A 14,443-nucleotide genomic window follows, 5' to 3' on the forward strand; every position below is an offset into this window, starting at 1 on the left:
GGAGAGGAAAGGTGCAGGGCGATGAGGGGTGGCGCAAACCTGTGCGATTGCCCTGGCCATCATAGTTTCTCATTGCCATTTTGTTCCGCTCTCATGATTCTGCTCCTTTGGAGCGACTGATTCGATGCGTGAGATCATCTTCGACACGGAAACCACCGGCCTCGATTCGCGCGACGACCGCGTGATCGAGCTGGGCGGCGTCGAACTGGTCAACCGTTTCCCGACCGGCAGGACCTTCCACCACTACATCAACCCGCAAGGCCGCGCGATCCATGCCGAGGCACAGGCGGTGCACGGCATCAGCGCGGCGGACCTCGCGGGCAAGCCGACCTTCGCCGAGATCGTGCAGGAGTGGCTGGATTTCACCGACGGCGCCAAGCTGGTCGCCCACAACGCCACTTTCGATGTCGGCTTCCTCAACGTCGAATTCGGCCGGCTGGGTCACCCTGTCATCGACAACGGCGTCGTCGTCGACACGCTGGCGCTGGCGCGCCGCAAGCACCCGATGGGTCCTAATTCGCTCGATGCGCTCTGCCGGCGCTACGGCATCGACAACACCAAGCGCACCAAGCACGGCGCCCTGCTCGATTCCGAATTGCTGGCCGAGGTCTATATCGAACTGATCGGCGGCAAGCAGGCGGCCCTTATCCTCGATAGCGCCACCGCGCCGGCCCAGGGCGAGAATGTCCGCCAGATCGAGATCATCATCAGCCAGCGCCCGGCACCCCTGCTGCCGCGCGTCACCGAAGCCGAACGCGCCGCGCACGCCGGCATGGTCGCCACGCTTGGCGAAAAGGCGCTGTGGCTGAAGGTTGCGGCTGGCTAGCGGCAAGGTGGAGGCCGGCTGGCAGCGAGGTTGGTGGAGCCAACCCTCGAAATTGGCCGCAGAGTCCCACGCCTTCGTCATCCTAGGGTCTGCGCCGCGTCGCTTCGCTCCTTGCTTCGCCCTAGGATGGCGAACGGACGGGGCGTCGCCGCCCTTGGCACACCCCACCCCCGCTTCTCGCACTCAACTCAATTGCTCGCCGCCAGCACCAGCACCGGCTTCTCGCTATAGAGCGCCGGGAACAGGGCCTTCAGGTTCGCCACCTTGGGCAGGTCGTTGTAGACGATGTAGGGATAGGTCGGGTTCAGCGTCAGGAAGTCCTGATGATAGTTCTCGGCCGGATAGAAGGTCTTGCCGGTTTCCAGCGTGGTGACGATCGGCTCCGGGAACACCTTGGCCTGGTCGAGCTGGGCGATGTAGCTTTGCGCGATCTTCTTTTGGGCATCGTTTTCGGCGAAGATCGTCGAGCGGTACTGCGTGCCGGAGTCCGGACCCTGGAAATTCAGCTGGGTCGGGTTGTGGGCGACCGAGAAATAGACCTGCAGCAGCTGGCCGTAGGTCACCTTCGACGGATCGTAGGTGATCTCGACGGATTCGGCATGCCCGGTACGGCCTGAGCCGACCGTCTCGTAGACGGCGGTGTCCTTGTCGCCGCCGGTGTAGCCGGAGACGGCCCTGGTCACGCCCTTGACGTGCTGGAACACGCCCTGCACGCCCCAGAAACAACCGCCGGCGAAGATTGCCTTTTCAGTGCCGGTGGCCGCCTTCTCGTCGAGTGCCGGCGGCGGGATCTTCACCGCGTCCTCGGCCGAAACCGCCGGCGTCAGCCAGAAGGCGGCGCCAGCGGCGGCCAGCGCAAGAACGGCGAGCGCGCTGCGGAAGACGTTCGACGATTGTCTGATGACTGGTTTTTGAATGTCGGTCATGGCTTGAGCTCCTGTGACGTCCATCATGTGGAGTCTATTGGATAAGATACGATCTTGCGACGGGCGAGTTGCGGCCGAAGCCTCACTTTCACGTGCATCCGGCTTCGGACCCGCGGGACCGAAGCCGGAAACAGCACCGCCTTTACTTGGCCGGAGCCATCGCATCCGTTGCCGGCTTCATGGCGTCAGCCGCCGGCTTCATGGAATTGGTGGCCATCGGGTCGGCAGGCTTCATCGCCTCCGTTGCAGGTTTCATGGCGTCTGCGGCCGGCTTCATCGCATCCGCGGCCGGTTTCATGGCATTTGCAGCCGGCTTCATCGCATTGGTCGCGTCGTCGGCACGGGCAATGCCGCCGGCAAACAGCGCCGTCGAGCACAGAGCGAGAGCGAGCGCCGGCAGCGTCAGGCGGGAAATGGTCATGATGATCTCCTTGGGTTGGTCGTGAAGGCGCGCCCTCTTGGCGGCCGTGCTATGCGGCGCCGCTCCATGCGGCGTTGCGCAATCTCTTGTCGAAGCGCGATCTAGTCGGTCGCGGCAGCCAGGATCGGTCCGCCACCGGGCGACTGCACGAGCACGGCGGTGCTCAGGCCGCCGGCAGCGGCGGGCAGCGGATACGTCGCTGCCGCGCCGGTCCAGCTGCCGAGTTTTTTCAGCGCATGCACGACATTGGCGTGCGGCAAGGTGCGGCCGGTGTTTTCGCCGCGCGCCACAGGCACCTCGACGACGCCCTTGGCATAGCGCACCAGCCAGACATCGGCGTGGCCGCCAGGTGCGGCGCCGGCGCCGATGCTGATCTTGCCGTCATCGAGCGACAATGCCGGGCCGCTTGTCCGGCCGCTCGCCGCAATCAGCTTTTCGATTTCGCCGGGTGCGGCACCGACGACATCGGCATGGCCGTTGACCACCACTTGCGGCGTGAACGGCCCGTCATGACCGAGCGCCGGCTCGTAGCTGACCTGGCGCTGGGTGAATTCCTGTTTTCCGAAGATATCCTTCCAGCCGAGATAGTCCCAATAGGTGACGTTGAACGACAGCGCCAGCACGCCGGGCTGGTCCTTGACCTTGATCAGATTGGCATTGGCCGGCGGGCAGGACGAGCAGCCCTGGCTGGTGAACAGCTCGACCACGCTGAGCGGCTGGGCCGCCGCCGCACCGAGCGACGCTGCCAGCGCAATCGCCGAGAGGCTGGACACTTTGATGAACGTACAGGATCGCGACATCGGCTTGCTCCGTGGGCGGCGGCGCCTGGAAGCACCGCAGATATCCCCACTTCGCCGCTGTCGGCGCCTTCGTTACAGCGCTCACCGGTTTGTGATGAAGGTTCGTCGCTTTGCTGCGCTGGAGAGCGGCACCGGCGATCGCGACAGCCGATCTCCCCCCTCGTGGGGGAGATGTCCGGCAGGACAGAGGGGGGCGGCGTAGAGCACCAACAGAGGCACAATGGCAGCGTCGAGCGACAATAGAATGATGGTCAGATCGGTAAGAGAAAGTGGGAGACGGATATGGCAAAGCCGGCGGGACAGCGCCCCCTCTGGCCTGCCGGCCATCTCCCCCGCACGGGGGGATCGGCAAATTCTACTGCGTCAGCAGTGTGTCGGACGGTCGCTTGTTGAAGTCGCACTTGCCCATCACGCTGTAGAAGAAGTCGGCGTTCGTAACGTCTGGCAGTGGAGGATTGTTGCCGCCGTCTTCCCATGCCTGATCGCTGGTCTCGCTGCAGGGCACCACGGCGAAGATGTCGACGACCGTGTTGCTGGCAACCTCGACGGGGAGGTATTTGGAAGGGTTCAGGGCCTTTTGTGCCGCGGTGCTGTACCCGGCGCCGAGGTAGAGCCGGTTCGACGTGTCTGTATTGTTCGACCTGAGCGGGTTGACCGGCCCGGACGGCACATCCATCTGCAGATAGAGCTTGTCCATCGTGCTCACGTTGATTGTTGCGCCACTGCTGTTTCCGGCGGAATTCGTGGTCGCGCACGTCGTCTTGAAATAGACGGTGGAGCCGTTCGTTTTTCCGCTTTTTGCCACCGCGGTGCTTTTGTAAACTCCCGCAGTGGCCGTGAAATCGGTTGTTGATCCTACTGTCGTGCACAGTTGGGTCTGAACCAGCGTATCGGTTGGTCCCGTGGTAATAGTTGTCGTCCCGTAACCTTTCGGCTCGGCAGCGGTATAGGTCTTACCACCGCTCGTATAGGAATAACTATACGCTTTGTAGTTATAGTTGGCCTTCATCATGGCCGTCGGCGTGGTCGTGGAGGTCCAACCGTAGGGAAGGCCGTACAGAGTCATGGTCTTGTTCCAGTAGCCCGAAACGTGATCGACATTGAACGTAGCTTCGACCAGCGCCGGCGTCTTGCTCACCGCCGACGCGACGCCGACCGTTACCGTGGGAATCCTGGCGATCTGCATGAACACGGTCGGCATGGCGAAACTTGCCGAGGCCTGCGCGGTGGCGGTGCCGTTGGCGCTGACGTCGAAGCTGTTCAGCGTCGCGGTGCCCTGTCCACCATTGGCCACGTAGGAAGCCTGCATCGCCACCTGGCGCTGCGGCTTCGTCGAGGCCGTATCCATCGTGGTGATCGACAGGATCGCGGCGTCGAGTGCCGCCTGCTCGGTCGACCTGGTCTGGACAGCGGAGGTGTAGTCGACGGAAAAGCCGATCGCGGTGATCAACGGTATCATGGCAAGAATGAGTATCGGTGCGAACGAGCCGCTCCGCGACTCGATAAAACTGCCTGCAAGCCCCCGCATGCCTTCGTCCTTACATCAGATATTTCCCTCCGCTAACATCCCGTTCGCAAATTATGCTCTAACGGGCTTGGTTAAAATTTATAGATTTTTCGCGAAAAGCGCGAAAAAAGCGACAGGCGCCCGTGCTGCCTGCTCCGGCAAAGGCGCACAGCTTGCTCGGGCAAGCCACCCCTGCTAAACGCGCGCCATGAGCACGCCCCTCGACCACATCCGCAATTTCTCCATCGTCGCCCATATCGACCATGGCAAATCCACGCTTGCCGACAGGCTGATCCAGCTGACCGGCGGGCTGGAGCTGCGCGACATGAAGGAGCAGGTGCTGGACTCGATGGACATCGAGCGCGAGCGTGGCATCACCATCAAGGCGCAGACGGTGCGGCTGAAATACCGCGCCAACAATGGCGAGGACTATATCCTCAACTTGATCGATACGCCCGGCCATGTCGACTTCGCCTATGAAGTGTCGCGGTCGCTGGCCGCCTGCGAGGGCTCGCTGCTGGTCGTCGATGCCTCCCAGGGCGTCGAGGCGCAGACGCTGGCCAATGTCTACCAGGCGATCGACAACAACCACGAGATCGTCGTGGTGCTGAACAAGGTCGACCTGCCGGCCGCCGAGCCCGAGCGCATCCGCGAGCAGGTCGAGGAGGTGATCGGCATCGACGCCTCCAACGCCGTGCTGATCTCGGCCAAGACCGGCCTCGGCATTCCGGATGTCCTGGAGGCCATCGTCCACCAATTGCCGCCGCCGCGCGAAGGCGACGCCACGGCGCCCCTGAAGGCGATGCTGGTCGACTCCTGGTACGACGCCTATCTCGGCGTCATCGTGCTGGTGCGCGTCATCGACGGCGTGCTGAAGAAGGGCCAGACCATCCGCATGATGGGCACCGACGCCAAATATCTGGTCGAGCGCACCGGCGTGTTCACGCCGGCGCGCATCAATGTCGACGAGCTCGGCCCCGGCGAGTTCGGCTTCTTCACCGGCTCGATCAAGGAAGTGGCCGACACCCGCGTCGGCGACACCATCACCGAGGACAAGCGCGCCACCGCCAAGGCGCTGCCCGGCTTCAAGCCGGCGCAGCCGGTGGTGTTCTGCGGCCTGTTCCCGGTCGACGCCGCCGATTTCGAGGATCTGCGCGCCGCAGTCGGCAAATTGCGCCTCAACGACGCCAGCTTCTCTTTTGAGATGGAGACCAGCGCCGCGCTCGGCTTCGGCTATCGCTGCGGCTTCCTTGGCCTCTTACATCTCGAAATCATCCAGGAGCGGCTGGAGCGCGAGTTCAACCTCGACCTGATCGCCACGGCACCCAGCGTCGTTTATCGGCTGGCTCTGACCGACGGCTCAATGAAGGAACTGCACAACCCGGCCGACATGCCCGACGTGGTGAAGATCTCGGCGATCGAGGAGCCGTGGATCCGCGCCACCATATTGACCCCCGACGACTATCTCGGCGGTATCCTGAAGCTCTGCCAGGACCGGCGCGGCATCCAGGCCGACCTGTCCTATGTCGGCAAGCGCGCCATGCTGATCTACGATCTGCCGCTCAACGAAGTCGTCTTCGATTTCTACGACCGGCTGAAGTCGATCTCCAAGGGCTACGCCTCCTTCGACTATCACCTGACCGACTACCGCGAAGGCGACCTGGTAAAAATGTCGATCCTGGTCAATGAGGAGCCGGTCGACGCGCTTTCCATGCTGGTCCACCGCACGGCGGCGGAAAAGCGCGGCAGGCAGATGTGCGAGAAGCTGAAGGAGCTGATCCCGAACCACCTGTTCAAGATCCCGATCCAGGCCGCCATCGGCGGCAAGGTCATCGCCCGCGAAACCATCTCCGCGCTGCGCAAGGACGTCACCGCCAAATGCTACGGCGGCGACGTCTCGCGCAAACGCAAGCTGCTGGACAAGCAGAAAGAAGGCAAGAAGCGGATGCGGCAGTTCGGCAAGGTGGATATCCCGCAGGAGGCGTTTATCCAAGCGCTGAAGATGGGGGATTGAGAAGCCGGCTGGCGCGCTGAGCGCGCCAAGTCATCATCTTCGAAAGCGGGGCTGCCGGAGGCAGCGGGCCCCCCGCCAGCGGGGCGTGGACGCTGCGCGGTGGGGGTTAGCCACCAACAGTGCAGAGTCAGGAATTCTTTGTATCCCGACCGTCCGGCTCTTTCGCGACACCTTTGAAAGGGCCTTCCGTGGATTTACGCTCCATGAATTGGCCGTTTCGCTCGTCGCGTTTTTGCCAATCGCCATTTTCGTGCTGGAATTGGGTTCTGCCGGTTACCGCACCCCGACGATAGTCGTCCCCTGTGTTCTTAGCCATATAGACCTCCTTCGAACAGATGATGAACATAGCGCGATTCGCGATGTGAAGCACGCTATGTTTATTATGTCTCCAATGCAGGGATGCGGTGACGTACCATGGCCGCGCTGCTATGAATTTAAGCATGAATGATCCGATTCAATTTCTCAAAGATAACTGGGCAGTGGTGATTGAAGCACCTTGGGTGTTCGTCACTATGGTCGTCATCATAGGCGGTGGTGGCGTAGCTGTAGGGCGGACGTGGCTGAATAGGACAATCTCAAATCTGAAAAGTGACATTGCTACATTGGAAAATCGGCATATCGCAAAGGATGAGAGAATTGCCGAGTATCAATCTAAGCTAAATGGCGCGACACCTGACGAGGCTAGGAGCCTGATTTCTGGATTAGAGAGGCGGCTTGCCGCACTGGAGCCAAGAAACCTTGACCCAGAGCAATCGAGAATTCTTTCGACCCATCTCGTCAAAAAGCCGGGATCTATCAAGTTGATCAGAGATATGGGCAGTTCCGAGAGCAGTAAAATATATGCCCAATTTGGTACTTTGCTTAGGAAGCTTGGTTGGGATCTGATGGAGGGCGGTGTGATGGGATTAGGTAATCCACCACCCACCGGAATAGCCGTCCAATCGCATGCTGGAGAAATGCTGACTGAGGACGCGAAGACTCTCATCGCAGCTCTACGAGCAGCGGACATCGAATATGACATTCAAAAAACGCCAGAGATGGGTATGCCCGGCCAACCATTGACAAGTCTGCTATTCGCCACACGATCAAATTAGTCTTTGTTCCCAATGACGCTCCGGCCTTCCTTTTTGGGCAAGCGACGAGCAAGAGGGGGCGCGTTCTAGCGATACTCCTCTCGAAGTTTTTCCCACTCAGTTAGGAGTGCATTATAGTAGCCCATGAACAGCGCCTCCTCATTTCCCTGCAGAGGGTGATCGATTGTTGCAAAAGACGTGCCTCGAAGGACATCCAACACACGGAAGTCATTAGGCGAAAAATTCGGAAGTGACTGACTGAGTATCCAGATACCTAGCCTAGATCCTTCCTCATTTAACACAGGCTCTTCGCTAAAGTATGGATATACTAGGCGGTGAGATTCGTCGCCGATTTTGACGGAAAGCAAATTCTCGATTTTTACGACACAGTTGACTGTCGGCAGGCGAAAATGATTCTTCACGCTATAGTCTAAAATCTGAAACGGCTCATTTATCCAACGCCGTTTCTCATTCCACCAAGTTAGAAAGCCTGCTTGCAGCAAAGGGTAGAGTCTCTGGCGGCGCGGATTCGCGGCGACACGGCTATGGGTGAGTTGAGGCAAATCTCCCTGTCCTGCGGCGTGCTGTTTAGCGTCTGTCCAGAAAGGGACATGATAATCCCCACCCCCTGACGCCACGCCGGCATCCTTCCTGAGATCCGATCGGATGTCGTCCCGAAGAGCAGCGATTCTTGCTTTGGTTGGCAGGTAGAAAAATCTCAGTAATTTTCTTAGGTGGATACGCTCCAAAGACATTCGATATCCCCTTAAAAACGGCGATCCATATCGCGTGCGCAGAATCTCTAGTGAGTCGCTGAAATTTTCAACGACTGCAAATCTAAATACAGATTTTCTTCCTTCCGATTGTACGTGGCCTCTGATCCTTTACATCCACGTGAGAACATAACTGCTGATCTGCCACTTACGAGCGGTCGTTGCCTTGCCCGATGCGGTCAAATACGCACCGGCCGATGCGTTACCTCCGCGCAGCAGACCATTCTTTGAAACGTCCCACGTCCACATCAGACACCGTCGCTTCTCTCGGCCTTGCCGGCACCTTCGTCGCCAGCGCCCCACTTCGCGAAACACTCTGGACGATCGACGGTGCCGCACTGGTGGTCGCCACCGCGCTGCTGACGATGAAATACCAGCGGCTGGGCCATGACTGCATCGCTGCCGGGTTCCTGACCTTCCTGGCCGGCGAAACCCTGCTAATGGCGGGCAATGCGGCGGGGCTGGAGGCCAGCGTGCCCTCCTATGTCGGCGGCATCTCGCTTTGGGCGGCGGCACTGGTCATGGTCAGCGTGCCCAGGACATTTGCCCTGTGGATGCGGCTCACCGCGCTGGTGGCCGCCGCGCTGTTTGTCGTCTCGGCTTGCATGATCCTCTGGGGTGCGCCCTTGCTGCCGACCTCCGCACCGCTGCCCGCCGCCGGTTATCCGTTCCTGGTGCTGACCTTTGTCGGCTGGATCTGGACGCTGCTGAGGGCGGAGCGGTGAAGCTTTGTTCGCTTGCGTACCAAGCGTCCGGCCTGGTTGATCGGGCATCGGCGGGGCGGTAAAAAATCCGGGCGGCGGACCCAGGTTCGCCAGTGGCCGGCGCGGGCTCAGGCAACTGCCTCACCGGCATTCGCGCCGGCCATTTTCAACCCGCAGATGATCGCAGCGATCCACCGGCTAGCCCTGCACTTGAAGGGGCGCTGACGCTTCTGACCTTCTCCCCTTGTGGGAGAAGGTGGATCGGCGCGCAGCGCCGAGACGGATGAGGGGTGCGTGACGGAGTGAGGCGGTGAAGGTTCTGCTCTGGTTCAGGGCGTTTACTGTTGGCGTATCGCCAAGCTGGAACACCCCTCATCCGTCTTGCCGCTGCGCGGCAATCCACCTTCTCCCACAAGGGGAGAAGGTTAGAAATGCCGGCGCATCACCGTCGCCCGGCCCTTCGCAGGCTCAGAGCGTTCGAGGCTCGTAAAGCCAAGCAATTGGCTTTACGTCCGCTAGCGCGGACCGCCTCTCAACTCTCAATCCACACCTTATCAAAGTGCTGCTCCAGCGCCTGGTGCTGTTCGCAACCTTCCACGCCCTTGCGGTACGTCCGGTAGACCGAGCGCCAGTAGGGTTGGATGATGATGCCTGAATCGCGCAGGTTCTTCTCGATGCCGGCCATGATCTCCTTGCGCGTCTTGGCGTCCGGGGTGGCCAGCGCCTTGTCGAGCAGCGTGTCGAATTCGGGATTGGCATAGGCGCTTTCGTTCCAGGCGGCGCCGGATTTATACGCCAGCGCCAGCACCTGGACGCCGAGCGGGCGGCCGAGCCATTCGGTGCAGGAGAAGGGGTATTTGCTCCAGTCGTTCCAGAAGGTGGCGGCGGGCAGCACGGTGCGCTTGATCTTGAGGCCGGCCTCGCGCATCTGCGCGCCGATGGCGTCGCCGGTGCTCTTTTGCCATTCGACGTCGACGGAGATGAGCTCGAACTCGTGGTCTGATTTGCCGGCCTCGGCCAACAGCTTCTTCGACTGCTCGACGTCGCGCTTCGCCGGGCCGATATCGGCATATTCGGGGTGCATGGGGCCGACATGGTGGTTGTCGGCGGGCTTGCCGCGGCCGCCGAGGCCGAGCGCCAGCACGGCGGCATTGTCGACGGCGAGCTGGGCGGCGCGGCGCACCTTGACGTCGTCATAGGGCGCGTTGGCGACATTGAAGCGGGCGACGATGGTCGAGCCGGTGGCGATCTCGGAATTCATCAGCCCCATCGTCTCGGTCTGCGAGACGGCATCGGAAGCGGTCTCGTGGTCGGTGTCGATCTCGCCGGATTCGAAGGCCGAGAGCATGGCGTTGGGGTCGGAGCCGTAGTCGACCCATTTGATGCCGTCGAGATGGAATTCGCCCTTCCACCAGGGCTTTTCTTTGCGCTTCACCTCGGCACCCGTCTCGGCATCCCAGCTGACCAGCTCGCAGGGACCGGTGGTGATGGCCAGCGCCTTCAGGGGATCGCCGTCGCCCTCATAGGAGCGGTGCATGATCAGTGCCGGATAGTCGGCCATGCCGGCGATCAGCGAGATGTCGGGCTTCGGCAGGTTCAGCTTGATGGTGAAGTCGTCGACCTTTTCGATGCCGCCATCGACGACCTTCTTGGTTTCGGCATTGACCAGCGCGCCCATGCGCGCGGCGACCGAATTGCCGGGCACCAAGGCATCGCACCAGCGGGTGAGGTTGTGGATGACATCGTCGGCGTTGAAGGCATCGCCGTTCGACCAGGAGATGCCCTTGCGCACATGCAGGGTCAGCGTCCTGGCGTCGTCGCTCGCCTCCCAGCTTTCGAGCAGCCAGGGCTCGAAGGAGAAGTCGGTGTTCCAGCGCACCAGATATTCGTTGCAGTGGCGGGCGACATTCGACATCTCGACGCCGTCGAAGGTGCGCGGGTCCTTGAAACCCTTGACGTTCATGGCGACGCGCAGGACGCCGCCCTTCTTGGGTTCCGCCGCGCGAGCAGGGATGGTGCCAAGTCCGCCCAGCGCCAGCGCCCCGGCGGCGCTGACGCCGAGCCCGGCCATCAGCGCCAGATATTCGCGGCGGTTGATGCCGCCGGCCTTGAAATCGTCGGCCACGGGTTTGGCTTGCGGGTGGAGTTTGCGGTCGGTCAGCATGAATTTCATCGTCGTTCCCCTGTTGTTGATGCATGCCGCCCAAAAGTGCCCAGCGGTTTTGGGACAATGGCATGCACAGAAAAATCGCCCCGGCCGATCGACAGGCGCGGGGGCGGACGCGACCGCCGGGGCGCCGTTGCCTGAGGGGGAATGATAGAGCGGGGTGACGCTGCGGAGTGTTCGCTTTTCCGCAGTGATTGTGCGGGGTTCCGCAGGGCTAATCTCCCCCCTTGAGGGGGAGATGTCCGGCAGGACAGAGGGGGGCGCCAAGGATCGCAAACCTTCGGTGCACTTCGTTACCAAGACACGTCAGTCTGAACTTCAATCAGAAAGGTAGGTCGGCGGGACAGCGCCCCCCTCTGCCCTGCCGGGCATCTCCCCCTCAAGGGGGGAGATTGGCGCTTTACCGTCGGCAACTGCTCAATACGGCCACTCGCCCCTGCCCAGCGCGCCAACCGCGCCGACAATCCGCGCAAACGCTTCCGCGGCTGCCGGCACCGTCGTCCTTGCGCGCAGGAAGCTGTGCACCAGCCTCGGCTCTTCGTGCCACCACGCCTTGCCGCCGGCGGCCACAATGTGGTCGCGGTAGGTCTCGCCATCCGACGACAGCGGGTCGCATTGGGCGGTGACGATCACCGTCGGCGGCAGGCCGGTGAAATCCTTGTCGCGCAGCGGCGCAAACGTCGGATCGTCCAGCGATTGGCGCCTGGCCGAGCGGACGTCGCGGTAGAAGGCGACGTCGGCCACCGACAGCAGCGGCGCGTCGGCGTGTTCGATGTAGGAGCCGGCACGCTCGTCGCCGCCGAGCTCGGGGTAGATCAGCACCTGGCCGATGGCAGCGCTGGCGTGGCGGCGCGTCGCCTGCGCCACCGCCGCGGCCAGATTGCCGCCGGCGCTTTCGCCGCACAGCACCAGCGGCAGGCCTGATCTCGCCGCTGCCCATTCGAAGGCGGCCACCGCATCGTCGAAGGCGGCGGGATGAAGATGCTCCGGCGCCAGCCGGTAATCGACCGACAGCACGTCGAAACCTGTGCCGGCGCAGAGCTCGGCGCAGATGTCGTCATGGCTTTCGAGCCCGCCGAGGATGAAGCCGCCGCCGTGGTAGTAGATCACCATCGCCTGGGCGGCGTTGCCCTCGAGCCGGTAGCGCCGGACCGGGATGTCGCGGCCGGCGGCGGCGATCAGCCCGTCGCTGGCCTTGACGCCGGCCGGGCGGCCCTGGTGGAAGGCCCGGCTCATCCGGTCATAGACGGCGCGCTGCTTGTCGATCGGCAGGCCGATGATTTCGGGCGGATACCAGGCATTGACGGCGTCGATATAGGCCCAAAGGGCCGGGTCGAGCCGTGTTTCGTAGGGGCCGCGCGTCATAGATCGGCGTAGAGCGCGGCCGCGTTGTCGAAGCTGAAACGCAGCGGCACCGAGCCCTCGACCTGCCAGGCGGTGACGGTCTCGCCCGCCAGCAGCCGGCAGGCGCCGTCGGTGTCGGTGACGGCGCCGCCATAGAGCCGGTTGGCGAGGTTGAGGATACCGGTCTGGTGCATGGCCGCGCTGCCGCTGCCGCAGGCATCCTTGACCAGCAGCACGCGAAAGCCTTTGGCCACCGCATCCTTGACCGTCGCGTCGATGCAGGCCTCGGTCCAGACGCCCGATACAACCAGCCATTCGATGCCTGAAGACTTGATGTCGCGCGCCGCCGGCCCCGAACGAAAGGCACTGGCCTCGGCCTTGATCAGCAGCGCCTCGCCCTTGGCCGGCGCCACCTCATGGCAGATTTCGGTCAGCGGATCGCTCTTGTCGGAAAAGGCCGACTTGCCGTCCTCGCCGAGCGGATGAAACGGGCGGTCCTGGCTGTCGAGATCGACGATGTAGGCCCAGTGGTAGAGCGGCACATGGTTCTGCCGCGCCGCCGCCTGCAGGCGCTGGACGTTGGCGAGGATCGTGGGAAAGCCCTCGACGAGGTAGCGCGGGTCCTGCCGGTGCTCTTCCTGCAGGTCGATGAAGATCGCGGCCACGGTGCCGAGCTTGAGGGAGATGGGCGTTTTCATGCGGCGCCTGCGTGATGCATGGGCGAGGCAGTCAAAGACCCTTCCGTATGCCGGCGGGACAGAGGGGGGCGCCAGGCAACGAGGCGCTCATTGGTTGCCCGTATCAAACCTGCGTCTCCAGAAACTCGTCCTCATAAGGAAAGCGCGACAGCAACTCCGTGCCCGTCTCGGTGATCAGGATCTCGTCCTCCAGCTTGACGCCCTCGCTGCCGCCCTTTTCGCCGATATAGCTTTCGACGCTCACCACCATGCCTGGCACGATATGGCCGTCGCGGCCATAGGTCTCGTAATCCATGGCATGCGCGATGAACGGCGTTTCGCCATGCATGCCGACGCCGTGCATGACCGAGGTGTAGCGCTGGTCGACGAAACGGTCGGGGATCTGCCACGCCTGCTCGGCGATCTCGCGGAAGGCCATGCCGGGCTTGACGATCGAAATGTTGTGCTGAACCTGGTCATGCGCCATGCGGTAGAGCGACTTCTGGTAGGGCGTCGGCTTGCCCGGCCCGCAGCGGAAGGTGCGCGAGAAATCCGAATAATAGCCGTAGCAGCCGATGGTGTCGGTATCGAGCGCCAAGAGTTCGCCGGGGCGGATCTTGCGGCCGCTGGCCTCGTTGAACCAGGGGTTGGTGCGCTGGCCTGATGTCAGCAGCCGCGTCTCGATGAACTCGCCGCCTTGGCGGATGACCTCGCCATACATGATGGCGAACAGGTCGTTTTCGGAAACGCCAGGCTTGATCGCCTCACGCACCGCATAGACGGCAGCCTCGGCGCCGGCCATCGACACCTGCAGGCATTTCACTTCCTCCGGCGTCTTCACCGCGCGCACCGCCAAAATCTCGCCCTGGCAATCCCTGACCTCACAGCCGCGCTTTTCCAGCGCCAGCGCCTGCAGATGGCTGCAGCGGTCGAGGCCGAGCTTCATCGAGCCGCCGCCATGCTTTTTCAAAAGCTCGGCGATCTCGTCGGCGAACGGACCTGCGGTCTCGTCGTCGCGGCCCGAGACCGACGACCAGACCAACTTGGAAGGCCGCGCCTCGTCGATCGTGTCGAGCACCATGGAGACATGATAGCTCTGCGGATATTCGAACAGCACGATCGGCCCGTCGGTCGGGATAAAGAAATAGCGGGTCGAGTTGCGCAGGAAATAGCCGAACATGTTGCGCGAGCCGGTGGCGTAGCGCTGGTTG

General features: G+C 62.3%; 14 protein-coding genes. 4 read left to right on the forward strand and 10 right to left on the reverse strand.

The features are described 5' to 3' along the window. Positions 1–124: 124 nt before the first annotated feature. Positions 125–826, forward strand: coding sequence for a DNA polymerase III subunit epsilon (gene dnaQ, locus EN914_RS05970; protein ID WP_024504096.1), 702 nt, complete (start codon positions 125–127; stop codon positions 824–826). A 188-nt stretch (positions 827–1,014) separates the two neighbouring features. Here the strand turns inward: dnaQ and msrA are convergent, their stop codons facing one another. The 4 genes from msrA to EN914_RS05990 form a co-directional block, all read right to left on the reverse strand. Then, positions 1,015–1,752, reverse strand: coding sequence for a peptide-methionine (S)-S-oxide reductase MsrA (gene msrA / locus EN914_RS05975; RefSeq protein ID WP_024504097.1), 738 nt, complete (start codon positions 1,750–1,752; stop codon positions 1,015–1,017). Between the two features lie 142 nt (positions 1,753–1,894). After that, complete coding sequence (locus EN914_RS05980) at positions 1,895–2,173, reverse strand: hypothetical protein (RefSeq protein ID WP_013528689.1); 279 nt, start codon at positions 2,171–2,173, stop codon at positions 1,895–1,897. Positions 2,174–2,274: 101 nt separating this feature from the next. Continuing rightward, positions 2,275–2,973, reverse strand: a complete 699-nt coding sequence (locus EN914_RS05985) for a thioredoxin family protein (RefSeq protein ID WP_024504098.1) — start codon at positions 2,971–2,973, stop codon at positions 2,275–2,277. Between the two features lie 355 nt (positions 2,974–3,328). Next, the gene (locus tag EN914_RS05990; RefSeq protein WP_024504099.1) at positions 3,329–4,501 is read right to left on the reverse strand and encodes a TadE/TadG family type IV pilus assembly protein; all 1,173 of its coding nucleotides are present in this window, start codon (positions 4,499–4,501) and stop codon (positions 3,329–3,331) included. Between the two features lie 187 nt (positions 4,502–4,688). On the opposite strand from EN914_RS05990, the gene lepA reads away from it, so the two are divergent. Next, on the forward strand, positions 4,689–6,494 hold the full coding sequence (gene lepA, locus EN914_RS05995; protein ID WP_024504100.1) for a translation elongation factor 4: 1,806 nt from the start codon (positions 4,689–4,691) through the stop codon (positions 6,492–6,494). Between the two features lie 127 nt (positions 6,495–6,621). On the opposite strand, the gene EN914_RS06000 is transcribed toward lepA, so the two are convergent. Further along, entirely contained in the window at positions 6,622–6,810 is a 189-nt protein-coding gene (locus EN914_RS06000) for a hypothetical protein (protein WP_024504101.1), read from the reverse strand. Positions 6,811–6,934: 124 nt separating this feature from the next. Between EN914_RS06000 and EN914_RS06005 the strand changes: the two genes are divergently transcribed. Next, positions 6,935–7,588, forward strand: a complete 654-nt coding sequence (locus EN914_RS06005; protein WP_024504102.1) for a hypothetical protein — start codon at positions 6,935–6,937, stop codon at positions 7,586–7,588. A gap of 65 nt (positions 7,589–7,653) precedes the next feature. On the opposite strand, the gene EN914_RS06010 is transcribed toward EN914_RS06005, so the two are convergent. Next, positions 7,654–8,322 carry a hypothetical protein gene (locus tag EN914_RS06010; protein WP_024504103.1) on the reverse strand — a complete coding sequence of 223 codons (669 nt, stop codon included), beginning with the start codon at positions 8,320–8,322 and terminating at the stop codon, positions 7,654–7,656. 245 nt (positions 8,323–8,567) lie between these two features. Here EN914_RS06010 and EN914_RS38265 point away from each other — a divergent pair, with 245 nt between their 5' ends. Further along, entirely contained in the window at positions 8,568–9,065 is a 498-nt protein-coding gene (locus EN914_RS38265; protein WP_024504104.1) for a hypothetical protein, read from the forward strand. Positions 9,066–9,576: 511 nt separating this feature from the next. Here EN914_RS38265 and EN914_RS06020 read toward each other — a convergent pair. From EN914_RS06020 to EN914_RS06035, 4 genes are all read right to left on the reverse strand, one after another. Further along, positions 9,577–11,217 (reverse strand): ABC transporter substrate-binding protein, encoded by a 1,641-nt coding sequence (locus tag EN914_RS06020; RefSeq protein WP_024504105.1) that lies wholly within the window; start codon positions 11,215–11,217, stop codon positions 9,577–9,579. Positions 11,218–11,628: 411 nt separating this feature from the next. Continuing rightward, a complete protein-coding gene (locus EN914_RS06025) occupies positions 11,629–12,576 on the reverse strand; it encodes an alpha/beta hydrolase (protein ID WP_024504106.1) in 948 nt (315 codons plus the stop codon). Next, positions 12,573–13,253, reverse strand: a complete 681-nt coding sequence (locus EN914_RS06030; RefSeq protein ID WP_024504107.1) for an isochorismatase family protein — start codon at positions 13,251–13,253, stop codon at positions 12,573–12,575. The genes EN914_RS06025 and EN914_RS06030 overlap by 4 nt, the downstream gene beginning before the upstream one ends. A 103-nt stretch (positions 13,254–13,356) precedes the next feature. After that, on the reverse strand, positions 13,357–14,443 hold a 1,087-nt coding region (locus tag EN914_RS06035), incomplete at its 5' end, for a Xaa-Pro peptidase family protein (protein WP_164778663.1).

Source organism: Mesorhizobium sp. M7A.F.Ca.CA.001.08.2.1, assembly GCF_003998455.1.
GTDB classification, from domain to species: Bacteria; Pseudomonadota; Alphaproteobacteria; order Rhizobiales; family Rhizobiaceae; genus Mesorhizobium; species Mesorhizobium ciceri.